General features: G+C 66.5%; 15 protein-coding genes. 6 read left to right on the forward strand and 9 right to left on the reverse strand.

Annotated elements, in window-relative coordinates; all coding sequences use genetic code 11:
• Positions 1-122: 122 nt before the first annotated feature.
• The 6 genes from L6Q67_RS17670 to L6Q67_RS17695 form a co-directional block, all read right to left on the reverse strand.
• On the reverse strand, positions 123-677 hold the full coding sequence (locus L6Q67_RS17670) for a hypothetical protein (RefSeq protein ID WP_296572479.1): 555 nt from the start codon (positions 675-677) through the stop codon (positions 123-125).
• Entirely contained in the window at positions 674-1,114 is a 441-nt protein-coding gene (locus L6Q67_RS17675; RefSeq protein WP_296572482.1) for a hypothetical protein, read from the reverse strand. Before L6Q67_RS17675 ends, L6Q67_RS17670 begins: the two co-directional genes overlap by 4 nt.
• 194 nt (positions 1,115-1,308) lie before the next feature.
• Complete coding sequence (locus tag L6Q67_RS17680; protein WP_296572485.1) at positions 1,309-2,352, reverse strand: GTP-binding protein; 1,044 nt, start codon at positions 2,350-2,352, stop codon at positions 1,309-1,311.
• A gap of 8 nt (positions 2,353-2,360) precedes the next feature.
• Positions 2,361-4,322: a DNA topoisomerase IV subunit B gene (gene parE / locus L6Q67_RS17685; RefSeq protein WP_296572488.1), complete on the reverse strand. Its 1,962-nt coding sequence runs from the start codon at positions 4,320-4,322 to the stop codon at positions 2,361-2,363.
• Positions 4,323-4,396: 74 nt separating this feature from the next.
• Positions 4,397-4,891: a DUF302 domain-containing protein gene (locus L6Q67_RS17690; RefSeq protein ID WP_296572491.1), complete on the reverse strand. Its 495-nt coding sequence runs from the start codon at positions 4,889-4,891 to the stop codon at positions 4,397-4,399.
• 176 nt (positions 4,892-5,067) lie between these two features.
• Positions 5,068-6,294, reverse strand: coding sequence for a porin (locus tag L6Q67_RS17695; protein ID WP_296572494.1), 1,227 nt, complete (start codon positions 6,292-6,294; stop codon positions 5,068-5,070).
• Positions 6,295-6,761: 467 nt separating this feature from the next.
• Between L6Q67_RS17695 and pyrF the strand changes: the two genes are divergently transcribed.
• The 3 genes from pyrF to L6Q67_RS17710 all read left to right on the forward strand — a co-directional run bounded on the left by pyrF (position 6,762) and on the right by L6Q67_RS17710 (position 9,237).
• Entirely contained in the window at positions 6,762-7,580 is an 819-nt protein-coding gene (gene pyrF, locus L6Q67_RS17700; protein WP_296572498.1) for an orotidine-5'-phosphate decarboxylase, read from the forward strand.
• Positions 7,581-7,760: 180 nt separating this feature from the next.
• Positions 7,761-8,666 carry a transglutaminase family protein gene (locus tag L6Q67_RS17705; RefSeq protein WP_296572501.1) on the forward strand — a complete coding sequence of 302 codons (906 nt, stop codon included), beginning with the start codon at positions 7,761-7,763 and terminating at the stop codon, positions 8,664-8,666.
• A gap of 43 nt (positions 8,667-8,709) precedes the next feature.
• A complete protein-coding gene (locus tag L6Q67_RS17710) occupies positions 8,710-9,237 on the forward strand; it encodes a hypothetical protein (RefSeq protein ID WP_296572504.1) in 528 nt (175 codons plus the stop codon).
• Positions 9,238-9,309: 72 nt separating this feature from the next.
• Here L6Q67_RS17710 and L6Q67_RS17715 read toward each other — a convergent pair whose 3' ends face one another.
• The gene (locus L6Q67_RS17715) at positions 9,310-9,912 is read right to left on the reverse strand and encodes a DUF938 domain-containing protein (RefSeq protein ID WP_296572506.1); all 603 of its coding nucleotides are present in this window, start codon (positions 9,910-9,912) and stop codon (positions 9,310-9,312) included.
• Entirely contained in the window at positions 9,912-10,826 is a 915-nt protein-coding gene (locus L6Q67_RS17720; protein ID WP_296572512.1) for a LysR family transcriptional regulator, read from the reverse strand. The genes L6Q67_RS17715 and L6Q67_RS17720 overlap by 1 nt, the downstream gene beginning before the upstream one ends.
• Before the next feature lie 98 nt (positions 10,827-10,924).
• Between L6Q67_RS17720 and L6Q67_RS17725 the strand changes: the two genes are divergently transcribed.
• Together L6Q67_RS17725 and L6Q67_RS17730 are read left to right on the forward strand one after the other, a co-directional pair.
• Positions 10,925-12,112, forward strand: coding sequence for a YbfB/YjiJ family MFS transporter (locus L6Q67_RS17725; RefSeq protein ID WP_296572516.1), 1,188 nt, complete (start codon positions 10,925-10,927; stop codon positions 12,110-12,112).
• A 23-nt stretch (positions 12,113-12,135) separates the two neighbouring features.
• On the forward strand, positions 12,136-12,531 hold the full coding sequence (locus L6Q67_RS17730) for a 4-oxalocrotonate tautomerase family protein (protein WP_296572519.1): 396 nt from the start codon (positions 12,136-12,138) through the stop codon (positions 12,529-12,531).
• 18 nt (positions 12,532-12,549) lie between these two features.
• Here the strand turns inward: L6Q67_RS17730 and L6Q67_RS17735 are convergent, their stop codons facing one another.
• Entirely contained in the window at positions 12,550-14,202 is a 1,653-nt protein-coding gene (locus tag L6Q67_RS17735) for an iron ABC transporter permease (protein ID WP_296572522.1), read from the reverse strand.
• Positions 14,203-14,239: 37 nt separating this feature from the next.
• Between L6Q67_RS17735 and L6Q67_RS17740 the strand changes: the two genes are divergently transcribed.
• On the forward strand, positions 14,240-15,304 hold the full coding sequence (locus tag L6Q67_RS17740) for an ABC transporter ATP-binding protein (protein ID WP_296572525.1): 1,065 nt from the start codon (positions 14,240-14,242) through the stop codon (positions 15,302-15,304).
• Positions 15,305-15,319 lie beyond the last annotated feature (15 nt).

Genomic DNA, 15,319 nt, shown 5'->3' on the forward strand with positions numbered 1-15,319 from the left:
CCACAGGCCGGGGGAATTGCCGGATGTGCCTGACGTGAAAAGTCCCCGGCGGGCTCAGGCAGTGCCGTCCGGGGACCTGGGCAGGGTAAGCGCGATGGATTCGCCCCGGCAGGGGCGAGCGCTCAGAGGGTGAGGGCGGAGATGGCCTTCAGGCCCTCGGCGATGTTGGCGCGGGCGGCCGCCTCGACCGCGAGGCGAAGCCGCTTGACGCCGACCAGGGAGTCGCCGGCGCCGGCGCTGCCCGATGCGTTGATGGATTTGCGCAGCACCACCGACCGGTCGGCCACCCGGGTCAGCGACCAGGCGGCTTCCATCTCGACGGTGAACGTCATGCCGAACAGCGGCTTGGTGAGCCGGGTCACGCGCACTGACAGCTCGTAATCACCGTTCTTGCCCTGAACGACGCTCGTGAACACCTTGTTCCGGGTGACGGCTTCCTCGATGGCTGCCTTGAGGTCTTCATCGGCGATGTTGCTGCTGTCCAGCGCGCCCGTGTCGGCGCCTCCGGAGGCAAGCACGCTGACGCTGTGGGGATGGGGCCTGGCCGAGTTGACGTCAGTCGGAACCATGGCTTCGCGGCTCGCCGGGGATGCACAGCCGACCAGCCACAGGGTTGCGACCAGAGCGATGAGGGAGGTCCGGGTCATGCGGGGACGTGCGCTCAGGGATGAGTTCATTGGCCTTGCTCCTTGTAGATGTTGTCGATCACCTCATCGACCATTTCCTTGGGGGACTTGCGGGTCAGGGAGGTGTGGTAGGAATTGCCCGTGGCGAGGGGGTAGTCGTCCTTCGGGTCGCGGATCACCACGGTGAGTTCAAGCATGTACATGGTGATGTCCCACATCCATTTCTCGACATAGGTGACGACGGCATCGACCTTGTTGGCGGGAGTGTCGGCGCCGGTGGTGGCGTTGACGCCCTTGCTGCGGAGCTTGTCGGCGATGAGACGATCGGTGTCGGCATTGTCACTGGCGAATTTCTTGACATGCACGGTCTTGATCTCGGAGAGCCGGGTGCCCGGTTCAACGTGGGCCGTGGCCCGATTGACGGCACATCCGGTGGTGATGCTCGCCACCACGCCGAGCTGGAGCAGAAGAAGAAGGGCTTTTTTCATAGGGAAGGCCTGGAAGGCTGCCGGGCAGGGAACAGGATTGCTGAAAACAGCGTCGAGACCGGCGCAAGGAGCGATGAGATGCCCGTCGATCCCGCGTCAGCGGGTATCGATAATAATGCAAATGGCATATTTTTGGCGATCTTTCAGGCGGCCGATGTGCTGCCGATCCGGACGGGCCCGAGCGGGCCCGCGTTTTAGCGGCAGGCCAGCCGGAATGCGTTGCGGATGCCTTCTTCGTCCAGATTGCGCCCGATGAGGATCAGGGTGCAGTTGCGGGCCTCGCCCGGGGCCCAGGGGCGGCCGTAATCAGAACCGCTCAGACGATGGACGCCCTGCAGCACCACCCGGCGTGCCTCGTCGCGTATGGCCAGCACGCCCTTGTAGCGGAGCAGGGCCGGGCCCTGGCGTACCAGCAGCTCTTCGATGAAGCTCGCCATCAGGCGGGAGTCCACCGGGCCGTCGTGGATCAGGGCCAGGGACTGGATCTCGTCGTCGTGGCGGACAAAGCTGCGGTGATTGCCACCGCCGCGGCGCAGGCCGCTGGGTACCGCGGCATCGAGAAAGGCGGGGATCTGCTCCAGCACGTCGTCGAGGCGGAAGGCGTCGAGGGCGAACAGGGCCTTGAGGGCCGGGGCGTCATCGGGGACAGGGCTGATGGGAGCCCGCAGATTGATGCGGGTCAGGCGCTCTTCGAGGGCCGCCAGTCCGTCCGCGTCTACCTGCTCGCCCTTGCTGATCAGGATACGGTCGGCAAAACCGATCTGGGCGGCGGCTACCTTGTTGGCGGCCAGCTGGCTGGTGGCATGGACGGCATCGACCACGGTGACGATACCGTCCAGGGTGTAGCGGCCGGCGACGCCCTCGTCGATGAAGATGGCCTGCGCCACCGGCGCCGGGTCGGCCAGGCCGGTGGTTTCGATGACCAGGTGATCGAAGTCCAGCTCGCCCCGCTCGCGGCGCTCGGCCAGGCGTGCGAGGGCGTCGGACAGCTCGCCCCGCACGCTGCAGCAGATGCAGCCGTCGGTGAGCTCGACCACCTCGACAGCCGACGATTCGGCCACCAGGCCGCCGTCGATGCCCACGCTGCCGAACTCGTTCTCGAGCACGGCTACCCGGAGCCCCGTGCGCAAGGCCAGGAAGCGGTTGAGTAGGGTCGTCTTGCCGGCACCCAGAAAGCCGGTGAGGATGGTGGCGCGGATCGGCGGCCGGGGAATGGCCAGGGGGTTATGTTCCTGCATGGGCGGGCTCACACGTCGGCTTCGACGGAGTCGCCTTTTTCTTCCATCCAGGCACGGCGCCCGGAGGCTTCGCCCTTGCCCATGAGCATGGTGAACATGCGCCGGGTTTCCTCGAAGGCGTCGCTGCGCACATGCACCGGCAGCACCCGGCGGGTGGCCGGGTCCATGGTGGTTTCGCGCAGCTGGTCGGGGTTCATTTCGCCCAGGCCCTTGAATCGGCCGACCTCGATGTGCTCGGGCTTGACGCCTTCGTGGGCGAGGCGGTCGCGCAGGGTCGAGAGCTCCTGGTCATCCAGGGCGTAGAGCCGGCGCGGCGGGCGCTTCTTGCCTTGGGCGGGCACGTCGAGGCGGTACAGGGGCGGCTGGGCCACGTAGATGTGGCCGCGCTCGATGAGCTTGGGGAAGTGCCGGAAGAACAGGGTCAGCAGCAGGGTCTGGATGTGGGAGCCGTCCACGTCCGCATCCGACATGATGATGAGCTTGCCGTAGCGCAGCTCGGAGAGATCGGGCTCGGAATCCGGGGCGTGGGGCTCGACCCCCAGGGCCACGGCGATGTCGTGGATCTCGGCGTTGGCGAAGAGCCGGTCCTTATCCACTTCCCAGGCGTTCTGTACCTTGCCGCGCAGGGGCAGGATGGCCTGGGTGTCCTTGTCCCGGGCCATCTTGGCGCTGCCGCCGGCGGAGTCGCCCTCGACCAGGAAGAGTTCGTTGCGCTCGATGTCCTCGGATTCGCAGTCGGAGAGCTTGCCGGGCAGCACGGCCACGCCGGAGGATTTGCGCTTTTCGACTTTCTGCGCGGCGCGGGCGCGGGCCTGGGCGGCCTTGATGGCCAGCTCGGCGAGCTTCTTGCCGTAATCCACGTGTTCGTTTAGCCACAGCTCGAAGGGATCGCGGATCATCCGCGATACCAGCTGCACCGCGTCGCGGCTGTTCAGGCGCTCCTTGGTCTGGCCCTGGAAGCTGGGGTCGAGAACCCGGGCGGAAAGCAGGAAGGAGGCGCGGCCGAAGGCGTCGTCGGCGGTGAGCTTGACGCCCTTGGGCAGCAGCGCGTGGTGGTCGATGAAGGCCTTGATGGCGTTGAAGACTCCGTCCCGCAGGCCGGCCTCGTGGGTGCCGCCGGCCGGAGTGGGGATGAGGTTGACGTAGGACTCGCGCACCGGGGCGCCTTCGGCGGTCCAGGCTACAGCCCAGGAGGCGCCTTCACCGGAGGCGAAGGTCTCGTCGCCCTTGGGGGCGTATTTCTCGCCGCTGAACAGCGGGATCAGGGGCTCGTCGGTGAGGGCTTCGGACAGGTAGCCGCGCATGCCTTGCTCGAACAGCCAGGTGCGGGTGTCGCCGCCTTCGATGCTGAGGCTGACCTCGAGCCCGGGCATCAGCACGGCCTTCGAGCGCAGCAGGCGCTCCAGTTCGCCCCGGGGCAGTTCGGCCGCGTCGAAGTACTTGGCGTCGGGCCAGGCGCGCACGGTGGTGCCGCTGGCCTTTTTGAGCGCATCGCCGATGCGGGCGAGGGGCTCGATCACGTCGCCGGCCGCAAACACCAGGCGATGCCGGCCGCCATCGCGGACCACCTCGACTTCGAGGCGGTGGGACAGGGCGTTGGTGACGGACACGCCGACCCCGTGCAGGCCGCCCGAGAAGCGATAGGCCGAGTCGTCGTCGGTCTTGTTGAACTTGCCGCCGGCGTGCAGGCGGGTGAACACCACCTCGACGGTGGATACGCCTTCCACCGGATGGATCTCCACCGGGATGCCGCGGCCGTCGTCGGCCACGCTGACCGAGCCGTCCAGGTGCAGGGTCACGCCGATCCTGCGACAGAAGCCGGCCATGGCCTCGTCGGCGGCGTTGTCGATGACTTCCTGGATGACGTGGAGGGGGTTCTCCGTCCGGGTGTACATGCCGGGACGCTGCTTGACCGGCTCGAGGCCCTTGAGGACGGTGATGGAGTCGGCGTTATAGGTTTTCTGGGTCATGCTGGGGTGTTTGCGGCTGGGATTCTGAAGCGGTGCGGACTATACCGCGCCACCGGGGCGGTGGGCGAGGGGCTTCATCGCGCAATGGCCGCTCGCCCGGCGTTGTCGGCCACCTGGCGGGCGATCCTTTCCAGCAGGGCATTGGCCGCACGGGCACCCTGGGAGTCGCCATGGGCCTCGCGCCAGGCCAGGTGCACGGCGGCGTTCTGGCCGGGCCGGGTATAGATGGCCATGGACAGGGGGCACTGGGCGATGTTGACCGGGTTCTCCCGGGCCAGCTGCCAGGCGATGCGGGCGCTGCAGAAATGCATGACCTCGGCCTGCTGATAGACCGGGGTCGTCTCGCCGAGGGCCGGCGCCGTGCGGGCCAGCATGTCGCCAAACTGGCTGGGGGGTGAAGGCACCAGGCCCTCCGCTTCGATGGCATCCACCAGGGCTTCCCGGGCGTCTGCGTAGAGCGCCGGGCCGATGCGCAGGTGGCGGATCCCCTCGGCGCGGGCGGGGGCTGCGGCAGGCAGCAGGGCGAGCACCGCAAGGGTGGCGGCGAGGCAACGAGCCAGACGGGGCATGGAGGGCTGAGGCGTGAGGTGGATTGGGGCCGGAAATGTTCCCATGGATGCGTGCCGTGGGCCAGTGGATGTGTATGGAGTCCCGACCCTTCAAAAAAAACGGCGCCCCGAAGGGCGCCAGAAGGAGGGAGAAACACTACAGGGAAGGGTGTCGCCCCGGAGGGCGACGTATGACCTTAGAAGAACAGGATGGCGCCGGCGGACAGGGTGCGGTTCTTGGTCTCGCTGTCGTCCACGGTGCTGGTGATCTTCTCTTGGTTCAGTTCGCCGACCAGGGTCACGAACTTGTTCAGGCTGTGATAGACGCCCAGGGTATAGGCCTTGTTCTTGCGCTCGTTGCCGGCGCCCAGAACACCGTCGGTGTCCTTGTTCTGACCGAAGTTGATGCCGAACTTGGTCTTGTTGAGCTGGTAGGTGCCTTGCAGGAAGTAGCCCTTGGAGTCAGTCTTGTTGCCGAGGCCGTCGCTGCCGCCGTAGAACTGGGCGCCCACGGTGGACAGGCCCAGGCCCTTGCCGGTGAAGGCGTAGGCAACGGCGCCGAAGTCGCCCATGCCGGCCTTGGCACCGATTTCGTAGCCGCTGGCGGTGAAGCTCTTGTCCGGGTTGGCGCCAACGCCGTTGCAGTTGGCGCCCTTGGAGCAGCTGGTGCTCTGGGTGATCAGGCCGCCCCACACCTTGCCGGGGGCTGCGCCCTTCCAGTCGTAATCGACCTTGGCCTGGAAGCCCGGGGTCTTGGTCTGGTCGCCGGCGAAGGAGCTGGGCTGGAAGATGCCGCCGGAAGCCTGCAGACCGTTGAAGTTCGGGGTGGTGTAGGTGATCTGGGCCTGGAAGCCGGTGTACATGTAGCCGTGGCCGATCATGCCGAAGGTGGTGTTGAACGGGATGCCGGCGTTGGAGGTGCCGCCGACGCCCAGCAGGGTCATGTCGGACAGGATGATGTTCTGACCGAAGAGGCCGATGTCGCGACCGAACTTCAGGGTGCCCCAGTCGTTGTTGCCGAACTGGAAGTAGACGTTACGCACATCCACCTGGCTGAACGGGCTGTTCTTGCCACCGGTGGCGCCGGCGCCGGGATCGGTGGGCAGGCCAATGACGCTGGAGGAATCGTTGATGCCGGGGGCGAAGCTGAAGTGGGCCTTGATGTCCTGGTCGGCGACCTTGGTGGTCATCACGAAGTTGATCCAGCCCGGCAGCAGGCCGTTGGTCAGGGCACTGTTCTGGGTCTTGGTCTCGGGGCCGCCGGCAATCGAGGTCTTGGACTCGCGATTGACGTAGAAGCCGTTGATCGTACCGTTGATGTCAAGGGTTACGTCGTCTTTGGTAAAGCTCACGGCTTGGGCGCCACCAGCCGCGGCAGCCAGGCAGGCGAGGGCAACGGATTGGGCCAGAAGGGTCTTCTTCATAACGATTGTCTCCGGAATTTTGTCGTTGATATCACCACCGAAGCGCGGGCTATCCAGCGCCGCTACTTCGTTCCTCCCTTGGTCGCATTTCCCACGAAACACGCCGTTACGGAGCGAACTCCCTTCAGCGAGCCTTGTGCCAGCCTGTGTCAGGAAGGCGGAAAATATTCACGGATTATTTTCAAGCTACTGTTTATTAATGGATAAATTTTTTCCATGACATCGAGGGCAGTGTCCGGGTGATCTGCCCCCGGGTGTTCAGTAACTGAGCAGTTTGCTGTGACGTAACGGAAGGTGTGGTGCAATCCGTGACAGGGGATGGAGCATGCTGTAGCGCAACATGATCTTCGGGCGGGTGGCCGGCCGATTGCCCTGCCGGCGCGGGCGGCCGATTCGGATTTGGTGGCCGGGCTGGTAAACTCCTGGCCCAGATTTCACACGCCCGGGCTGTTGGCGCCCGCACTCCCATGGATTTCCGTTCCAAGCTGGCTGCCGCCTGGCAGCGCCATGATTCCCTGCTGTGCGTCGGGCTCGATCCGGACCCTTCGCGCTTTCCGGCCCATCTGAAGGGGCGTCCCGATGCGGTGCTGGCCTTCTGCAAGGGTATCGTCGATGCCACCGCCGACCTGGCCTGTGCCTTCAAGCCCCAGATTGCCTACTTCGCCTCGGCGCGTGCCGAAGACCAGCTGCAGGACCTGATCGCCTATATCCATCAGAACCATCCGGCGGTGCCGGTGGTGCTGGATTCCAAGCGTGGGGATATCGGCGCCACGGCCCAGCAATACGCCCGGGAGGCCTTCGAGCGTTATGCGGCAGATGCGCTGACGGTGAATCCCTACATGGGGTTCGACTCTGTTGAGCCCTACCTCGAGTTTTCCGACCGGGGGCTGATCGTGCTGTGCCGCACTTCCAACCCCGGCGGCTCAGACCTGCAGAACCTCACCGTGGAAGGGGGGCGCAAGCTGTATCAGCATGTGGCCGAGCTGGTGGCCGGAAAGTGGAACGTGCACGGCCAGAATGCACTGGTGGTCGGCGCCACCTTCCCCGAAGAGCTGGCCCAGGTACGGGCCATCGTCGGTGATCTGCCCCTGCTGGTGCCCGGTATCGGCGCCCAGGGCGGCGATGTGGAGGCGACCGTGAAGGCCGGCCGCACGGCATCCGGTGCCGGGCTGATGATCTCCTCGTCCCGCGCCATCCTGTACGCCGGCTCCGGCGAGGACTTTGCCACCAAGGCCCGGGCCGTGGCGCTGGCGACCCGTGACGAGGTCAATCTGTATCGATCCTGAGCAGTCAATGGCGCTCCCGGCTGCGCAGAAAGCCGGGCATGCTGCGCTGCCGCAGCGTAGGATGGAGACCTTGTCGGAGACGGCGCGCGCGAGGGGATACCCGCGCCCGGGCTGCGACGGTCATCTTTTCCGCCGAATGACCCGCAATTTCGCGTCAAGGCAGTGTTATCAAGGACGCCCATGGTCAGACTGAAGTTCTCGGTCGAACTCAATTACGCAGTTGCAGCACCGGGCTGTGACTTCATCTTCAACATCCACGCCGCCCACACCCGTCACCAGCGCGTGGTCACCGAGATGATGGAGCTCGGGCAGTTCCTGCTGCCCCAGGTGCATACCGATGCCGCCACGGGCAACCGCTACATGCGCCTGAAGGCCGAGGCCGGCCCCCTGCGGCTGCGTTACAGTGCCACCGTTGAACTGCAGCACCACGTGGCAGCGCCCGAGAGCATCCTCGAGGTGCCGGTGTCCCGTCTGCCGTCCGATGTGCTGACCTACCTTTATCCCAGCCGCTACTGCCAGTCGGACCGCCTCTACGAGGTGGCCAGCCGCGAGTTCGCTGCACTGCCGCCGGGCTATGATCGCGTCCGCCGCATTTGCGCATGGGTCGCCAAGCACGTGGAGTTCAAGTCCAACACCACCAATGCCAGCACCTCGGCCCTCGACACGCTGCACGAGCGGGTGGGTGTGTGCCGTGACTTCGCCCACCTGATGATTGCCCTGTGCCGGGCCCTCAACATTCCGGCGCGTTTTGTGGCGGGGATCGACTATGGCGCCGATCCGGCCCTGGGCCCGAGTGATTTCCACGCCTACGTCGAAGTCTTTCTGGGGGATCGCTGGTATCTGTTCGATCCCTCTTCCACGGCCATCCCCATGGGGCTGATGCGCTTCGGCACCGGCCGGGATGCGGCCGATGTATCCTTCGCCACCATTTTCGGGGCAGTTCGTGCCGAGCCGCCCAGGATCGTCATCGAGGCTGTCGCCGACCCCATGGCGGGTATCGAGATGCCGCGCCATCGCCCCGAGGCCCTGTCCACCGACGATGGTTCCGCCGTATTGATCGGCACCCGTCTTGCCCCCCTTTGCTGACCCGCCCACAGCGTCTTCGCCTTCATTTCATCAGGAGATTCCCATGAGTACCATCGAAGAAATCGCTGCCCGCCACGGCTTCAGTGCCGATGCCGGTCGTTCGGCATACGCTGCGCTCCAGTCCGGCGGTTTCAGCCAGGCCCAGTTCAATCACCCGGAGTTCGGTGGCATGGGGCAATGGATGAGCGGCGGCATGATGATGATCGGTGACATGTTCAACGAGAACCTGAAGTGGCGTGTCGGTGCACTGCTGAGCGACCTTTCCCAGCACCGCGAGCCGCAGCCAGCGATGGCCCCCCAGGGCAACAACTGGGGCTTTGCCCAGTCGTCCACCTGGTGGCCGTCCGAGCTCGGCTCGCCGGCCAGCTCCGGCAGCCAGAACGACATGGCCTACGCCTGGTTCCCGAACGCCGGCAAGCTGTTGGTCAAGCTGTCCGGCGACGTGTTTTCCTTCGATACGGGCAACCTGAGCATCTACGGGGTGCAGCAGCAACAGGGGGGTGGTATCGGCTCCGTGGTGCTGAACACCTCGAATGGTCCGATGGGGCTGCTCGGGCTCAACCGCGCCTGAGCTTCAAGCTGCCTCTGGCTGCCCGCGTGGCGGCGATGCCGGTTGATTCCGGCATCGCCGCCACGCTGCTTTTCAGGCCTGGCGCTGCCAGTTCAGGCAGCGATTGTTGGCGGGCATGGCGCGGTCTTCGACGAGGCGGAAGCCCTGTTCCTGGGCGAGGGCATCCACGGCCTCGAAGTCCCGGATGCCGCGCCGTGGGTCGTCGGCCTTCAGGGCCGCGTCGAACTCGGCGTTGCTGGCACTGGTGGGCTGCCCACCGTAGTGGAAGGGCCCGTAGATGCTCAGGCGTGCATCGGCAGTCAGGATGTCGGGGAGCTTTGCGAACAGGGTCTGCACTTCATCCCAGCCCATGATGTGCAGGGTGTTGGCGCTGAACACCGCGTCGAAGCGCGCCGAGGGCCACGGGCCGCCCACGTCGAGGACAAGGGGCGGTGGCGTGTTGGGCAGGCCGGCTTCGGCCAGCCACTGGCGGATGCCGGGCAGGTAGTCGGCCCGATCGCTGGTCTGCCAGACCAGGTGGGGCAGGGCGGCCGCGAAGTGGACCGCATGCTGACCGGTGCCGGAGCCGATCTCCAGCACCTGGCGGCAGTCGGCAAAGTGGCTGCGCAGCGCGTCAAGGATGGCGTCCTTGTTGCGGTCGCAGGCGAGGGAGTAGGGCTTGTCGAAGATCTGCATCACCGGGTTATCTCCGCTTGAAGGGGGCCGAGCCGTTCGGCCAGGCAGTCGGCAAAGGCCTGCCGGGCAGGCTGATGGCTGCGGGCCCGGTGCCAGATCATCACCGTGGTGGAGAAGGCCAGATCGGGTGGCACCGGGTGCACGCGCAGGGTGGCCCGGCTGGGGTCGTCGTCCAGATGGGCGCCGATGACGGACCTTGGCACCAGGCTGATGCCCATGCCGGCTGCGACACAGCCGAGAATGGCCTCGAAGGTGCCGAACTCGCTGCTGCGGGCAATCGGCACGCCATCCCGTCGCAGCCAGTCAAAGATGCGTTGCCGGTAGCTGCAGCCCTCGCGGAAAGTGAACAGCTCCACCGGCCCGCGCTGGGCCAGGTCCGCCGCGCTCTCTATCGGCGCCCAGTCGGCGGCGCTGATCAGCACCACTTCCTCCACCACCACCGGCCGGCTTTCCAGTTCCGGATGGATAACCGGCCCGGACACCAGCGCAGCATCCAGTTGATGGGCCAGTACGTCCTGCACCAGGCTGGCCGTGGGGGCCGTTTGCAGACGCAGCTCCACCCGCGGGTGGGCCCGCCGGAAAGCGGCGATGACCCCGGGCAGGCGGGCCGCAGCGGTGGTCTCCATGGAGCCGAGGCGCAGCAGGCCCTCTGGCAGGTCGGCCCGGCGCACCGCGTCGCGGGCTTCGTCGGCAAGGCTCAGCAGCCGCTCGGCGTAGCCGGCCAGCAGGTTGCCGGCGGGGGTGATCACCAGGCGCCGGTTGATTCGGTCGAACAGCGCCGTGCCCAGGTCTTCCTCGAGCAGGCGCAGGCGGGTGGTGACATTCGACTGTACGGTGTGGAGACGTTCGGCAGCGCGGGTGACGCTGCCTTCTTCGACGATGGTGCGGAACATGCGCAGATCGGAGAGATCCATGGTCATCTCTTTTTGAGATTGAAACCATTGCATTAAATCATTTTTCTTGCTGATCTGCCCTTGTTAGGCTGCATCCATCCATCAACAGGGGCAGCGTCATGCGCCATCTCTCCCGATCACTCGCCGGTTTGCTGCGATTCCCCGGGCCGCTGTCGATTGCGGTAGCCGGCTTTCTGGCGCTGCTGCTGGCCATGGGCATTGGCCGCTTCGCCTTTACGGCGCTGCTGCCCCAGATGCGGGACGAAGGGCTGCTGGACGTAGCCAGCGGCGGCCTGCTGGCGGCATCGAACTACCTGGGCTACCTGGCCGGTGCCCTGTGGGCTGCCTTCAGTCGCCGGGCGAATGCCGCGCGCCGCCTGCTGGCGGGGTTGGCGGTCAGCGTGGTGACTACTCTGGCGATGGGGCTGGAGTTGGGCTTCCCCCTGTGGTGCGGGCTGCGCTTTCTGTCGGGAGTGGCGAGCGCGGCGGTGTACGTGTACGCCACGGGCATCGTGCTGCGCAGTCTGGCGGCTTGCCAGGCCGCTGGCTGGAGCGGGCTGCATTACATGGGTGTGGGCAGCGGCATCGTGGTGTCGGCGCTGCTGGCCCGGCACATGACCGTGGTCGGAAGCGCCCTCGAGGGCTGGCGCTGGCTGGGTGTGGTGGCGGCCCTGGGGGCAATGGTGGTGGCCGCAGTGCTGGCACCCCTCGGTCGCCCGGAGTTGCCTGTGGATAGGGCTGACGGGGCGGGTGCCAGCGGGCCGCCGATGGGTTGGCTGGCCGCTGCCTATGGCCTGGCGGGCTTCGGCTACATCGTCAATGCCACCTTCCTGCCGCTGATGTTGCGCGGTCAGGCCGGCACTGCCAGCGCGGCGCTGGATGGTTGGCTGGTGGTGGGCCTGGCGGCCTTGCCGGCAACCCTGTTCTGGGTGCGCCTGTCGTTCCGCTGGGGGGTCTATCCGGCCCTGATCTGCGCCACCCTGGTCCAGGCGGTGGGGGTGGCCCTGCCGGTGCTGGTGGATGGGGTGGCCGCAGCGATGGCGGGTGCGGCGTTGCTGGGCGCGACCTTCATGGGGATAGCGGGCCTGTCCCAGTGGCTGGCCCGGGTGCCGGACCCGCGGGCGACGGCGCGCCGCATCGGCCTGATCACCGCCTGCTACGGCGTCGGCCAGGTGTTCGGGCCCTTGCTGGTGGCGCTGCGGGGGCCGGGCGGGGGCTTTGCTATGCCGGTGCTGACAGCATCGGTGGCCCTGCTGTGCAGTGCCGTTCTGCTGGAGCTTTCCCGTCGCCGGGAACGCCTTGCCTGATTTCATTTTTCGAGGAGATGCGCATGCCTTACCTGAACCTGTCCTATGCCGCAGCCGACGCACTGCCGGTGGCTGAAGTGGCTGCCACACTGACCCGCTTGACCGTGGAGTTGCTCGGCAAGAAGGAATCATTGACCGTGGTCAGCATCAACCGGGTGCCGCTGGACCACTGGTTCGTGGGCGGCCAGGCTCTGGCGCCGGGGCAGTCCGGGGCCGTGCTGGAGATCCGTGTCACTGAGGGGACCAACACCAAGGCACAGAAGGCGGCCTTCATCCGTGAAGCCTTCGGCGCGCTGGCGGCGCGCCTGGCGGACTTGCACCCGGCAAGCTATGTCGCCATCCACGATCTGCCCGCCGATGCCTGGGGCTACTCGGGCGAGACCCAGGAGTATCGCTACATCCGCGGGCTGTCGCTGTAGCCCCTCGGACAAGCCTGTTTATCTGCGGGTGCGGGAGATCTGTCGGGACAGGGCGATGAGAGGCAGCAACCCGACGGCGACGATGGCCAGGGCGGCGGTGGAGGCTTCGGTGAGGCGTTCGTCGGACGCCAGCACATAGGCCTGGGTGGCCAGGGTGTCGAAGTTGAAGGGGCGCATCACCAGGGTGGCGGGCAGCTCCTTCATCACGTCCACGAAGACCAGCAGGCTGGCGGTGAACAGGCTGCCCCGCAGGATGGGCACATGCACGCGGCGCAGGGTCTCGCCCTGGCCCAGGCCCATGCTGCGGGCTGCATCGTCCATGCTGGGGGTGATCTTGGAGAGGCTGGCTTCCACTGTCTGCAGGGCCACGGCGAGGAAGCGCACGAGGTAGGCATAGATCAGCGCCGCGATGCCGCCGGTGAGGAGCAGCCCGGGGTTGCTGCCGAACCAGGCCTGCCACTGGCCGGACAGCCAGTTGTCGAGCCGGGTGACGGGGATCAGCACGCCCACGGCGATCACCGTGCCGGGCACCGCGTAACCCAGGCCGACCAGGCGGTTGAGGCCTTTGCTCAGAAGGGTCTTGGAGAGGCGGGCACTGTAGGCCAGCAGCACGGCCAGGGCCACGGCGATGAGGGCGGTGAGGCCCGCCAGGGTGAAGCTGTTGCGGGCCAGCATCAGGAAGCGCTCACCGAACTGGCTGTCGCCCTCGCCGAGGGCCATGCGCAGGAGCAGGGCTGCGGGCAGCAGGAAACCGAGACACAGGGGCAGCAGGCAGGTCAGCATGGCCAGCAGACCGGCGCCGCCCTTGAGGCGCCCGGGAGGGGGGCGATGCCGGTTGGAGGTATTGTGGTAACGGGCGCGGCCGCGGGTGATGCGCTCCATGGCCACCAGCAGCAGCACGAAACCGAGCAGCATGGCCGCCAGCTGGGCTGAGGCGACCCGGTCTCCGAGGGAGAACCAGGCGCGGTAGATGCCGGTGGTGAAGGTGTTGACGGCGAAGTAGGCGACGGTGCCGTAATCCGCCAGGGTTTCCATCAGCGCCAGGGCGACGCCGGCGGCAATGGCCGGGCGGGCGAGGGGCAGGGAGACGGTGAAAAAAGCCCGCCAGGGGCCGATGCCGAGGGTGCGGGACGCTTCCAGCACGCCCCCGGCCCGCTCCAGGAAGGCGGTGCGGGCGAGAAGATAGACGTAGGGATAAAGCACGAACACGAACATCAGCATGGCCCCGGGCAGGGTGCGGATGTCGGGGAAGTAGTAGTCACCGCGCCGCCACTCGAAGAAATCCCGCAGGGCGGTCTGCAGCGGACCGACGAACTGCAGGAAGTCGGTATACACATAGGCCATCACGTAGGCCGGGACCGCCAGGGGCAGCACCAGCGCCCATTCGAAGATCCGGCGTCCAGGAAAGTCGTGCATGGCGGTGAGCCAGGCGGTGGCGATGCCGACGATGGCGACCCCCAGCCCCACGCCCGCACACAGGGCCAGGGAGTTGAGGACGTATTCGGACAGGACGGTGGAAGCGAGGTGGGACCAGGTGGCGCTGGTGCCACCGAGGAACAGGTTGAAACCGACACTGGCGACGGGGAGGCCGGCCAGCAGCGCCACGGCAAAGGCGAAGACGACAAGCGGGGATAAGCGTCCGGAGCGGTGGCGAAAGTGTTGTTCGGTCATGAGATTTTTCGGCTTATTGCGAATTATAATCGATCCCATGTCCAAACTAGAACTCAGGGCGGTTGTCCAGCGTTATGGCCGCCAGACCATCGTGAATGGGGTTAACTTCCAGCTCGAGCAGGGCAGCATCGCCTGCCTGCTGGGGCCGTCCGGTTGTGGCAAGACCACCCTGCTGCGCTGCATCGCCGGCTTCGAGGATGTCGTCGGCGGCGAGATCCGGATCAATGGCGCGGTGGTGAGCGCTCCGGGGCACCGGGTTCCCCCCGAGAAGCGGCAGGTGGGCATGGTCTTCCAGGACTACGCCCTGTTTCCCCATCTCAGCGTGGAGCGCAACGTGGGCTTTGGCCTGGGCGCCATGTCGGCGGCTGGGCGCGCTGCGCGGGTCGACGAGCTGCTGGCCACGGTGGGCCTGGGCGGACTGGGCCGGAAATACCCCCATGAGCTGTCTGGGGGGCAGCAGCAGCGCGTGGCCCTGGCCCGGGCGCTGGCGCCGAGACCGGAGCTGGTCTTGCTGGACGAACCCTTCTCCAATCTGGACGTGGATCTGCGTGAGCGCCTGTCGGTGGAGGTGCGGGAGATCCTCAAGAAGGAAGGCATGACGGCGGTGCTGGTGACCCATGACCAGCACGAGGCCTTTGCGATGGCGGACGAGATCGGCGTGATGTCGGAGGGGCGCATCCAGCAATGGGACACGCCTTACAACCTGTATCACCGGCCGGGCAACCGCTTTGTGGCGGACTTTGTCGGCAAGGGGGTCTTCTTGCCGGGCGAGGTGCTGGATGAGCGCCATGTGCAGATCGAGCTCGGCATGCTCAACTCGGGTGTGCCGGTGGAGTGCAGCCGGGGTTGCCGGGCCTGCGCCAAGGGCTGTTCGGTGGAGGTGTTGCTGCGCCCGGACGACGTGGTGCACGACGACGCCAGCCCGGCCCGGGCCGAGGTGCTGCACAAGGCCTTCCGCGGCGCCGACATCATGTACACCCTGAGGCTGGGCAGTGGTGCGGAGGTGCTGTCGCTGGTCCCGTCCCATCACAACCATGCCCTGGGCGAAAAGATCGGGGTGCGCCTGGAGGCGGACCACGTGATCGCTTTCCGCCAGGGCTGAGGGGTTTTCTGTTGC

Source organism: Zoogloea sp. (assembly GCF_023150065.1).
GTDB lineage: Bacteria > Pseudomonadota > Gammaproteobacteria > Burkholderiales > Rhodocyclaceae > Zoogloea.

Excerpts from the sequence above, each read along its gene's own strand:
- L6Q67_RS17670 (WP_296572479.1), bottom strand. The coding sequence starts at position 677 with ATGAACTCATCCCTGAGCGCACGTCCCCGCATGACCCGGACCTCCCTC.
- L6Q67_RS17675 (WP_296572482.1), bottom strand. The coding sequence starts at position 1,114 with ATGAAAAAAGCCCTTCTTCTTCTGCTCCAGCTCGGCGTGGTGGCGAGC.
- L6Q67_RS17680 (WP_296572485.1), bottom strand. The coding sequence starts at position 2,352 with ATGCAGGAACATAACCCCCTGGCCATTCCCCGGCCGCCGATCCGCGCC.
- parE (WP_296572488.1), bottom strand. The coding sequence starts at position 4,322 with ATGACCCAGAAAACCTATAACGCCGACTCCATCACCGTCCTCAAGGGC.
- L6Q67_RS17690 (WP_296572491.1), bottom strand. The coding sequence starts at position 4,891 with ATGCCCCGTCTGGCTCGTTGCCTCGCCGCCACCCTTGCGGTGCTCGCC.
- L6Q67_RS17695 (WP_296572494.1), bottom strand. The coding sequence starts at position 6,294 with ATGAAGAAGACCCTTCTGGCCCAATCCGTTGCCCTCGCCTGCCTGGCT.
- pyrF (WP_296572498.1), top strand. The coding sequence starts at position 6,762 with ATGGATTTCCGTTCCAAGCTGGCTGCCGCCTGGCAGCGCCATGATTCC.
- L6Q67_RS17705 (WP_296572501.1), top strand. The coding sequence starts at position 7,761 with ATGGTCAGACTGAAGTTCTCGGTCGAACTCAATTACGCAGTTGCAGCA.
- L6Q67_RS17710 (WP_296572504.1), top strand. The coding sequence starts at position 8,710 with ATGAGTACCATCGAAGAAATCGCTGCCCGCCACGGCTTCAGTGCCGAT.
- L6Q67_RS17715 (WP_296572506.1), bottom strand. The coding sequence starts at position 9,912 with ATGCAGATCTTCGACAAGCCCTACTCCCTCGCCTGCGACCGCAACAAG.
- L6Q67_RS17720 (WP_296572512.1), bottom strand. The coding sequence starts at position 10,826 with ATGGATCTCTCCGATCTGCGCATGTTCCGCACCATCGTCGAAGAAGGC.
- L6Q67_RS17725 (WP_296572516.1), top strand. The coding sequence starts at position 10,925 with ATGCGCCATCTCTCCCGATCACTCGCCGGTTTGCTGCGATTCCCCGGG.
- L6Q67_RS17730 (WP_296572519.1), top strand. The coding sequence starts at position 12,136 with ATGCCTTACCTGAACCTGTCCTATGCCGCAGCCGACGCACTGCCGGTG.
- L6Q67_RS17735 (WP_296572522.1), bottom strand. The coding sequence starts at position 14,202 with ATGACCGAACAACACTTTCGCCACCGCTCCGGACGCTTATCCCCGCTT.
- L6Q67_RS17740 (WP_296572525.1), top strand. The coding sequence starts at position 14,240 with ATGTCCAAACTAGAACTCAGGGCGGTTGTCCAGCGTTATGGCCGCCAG.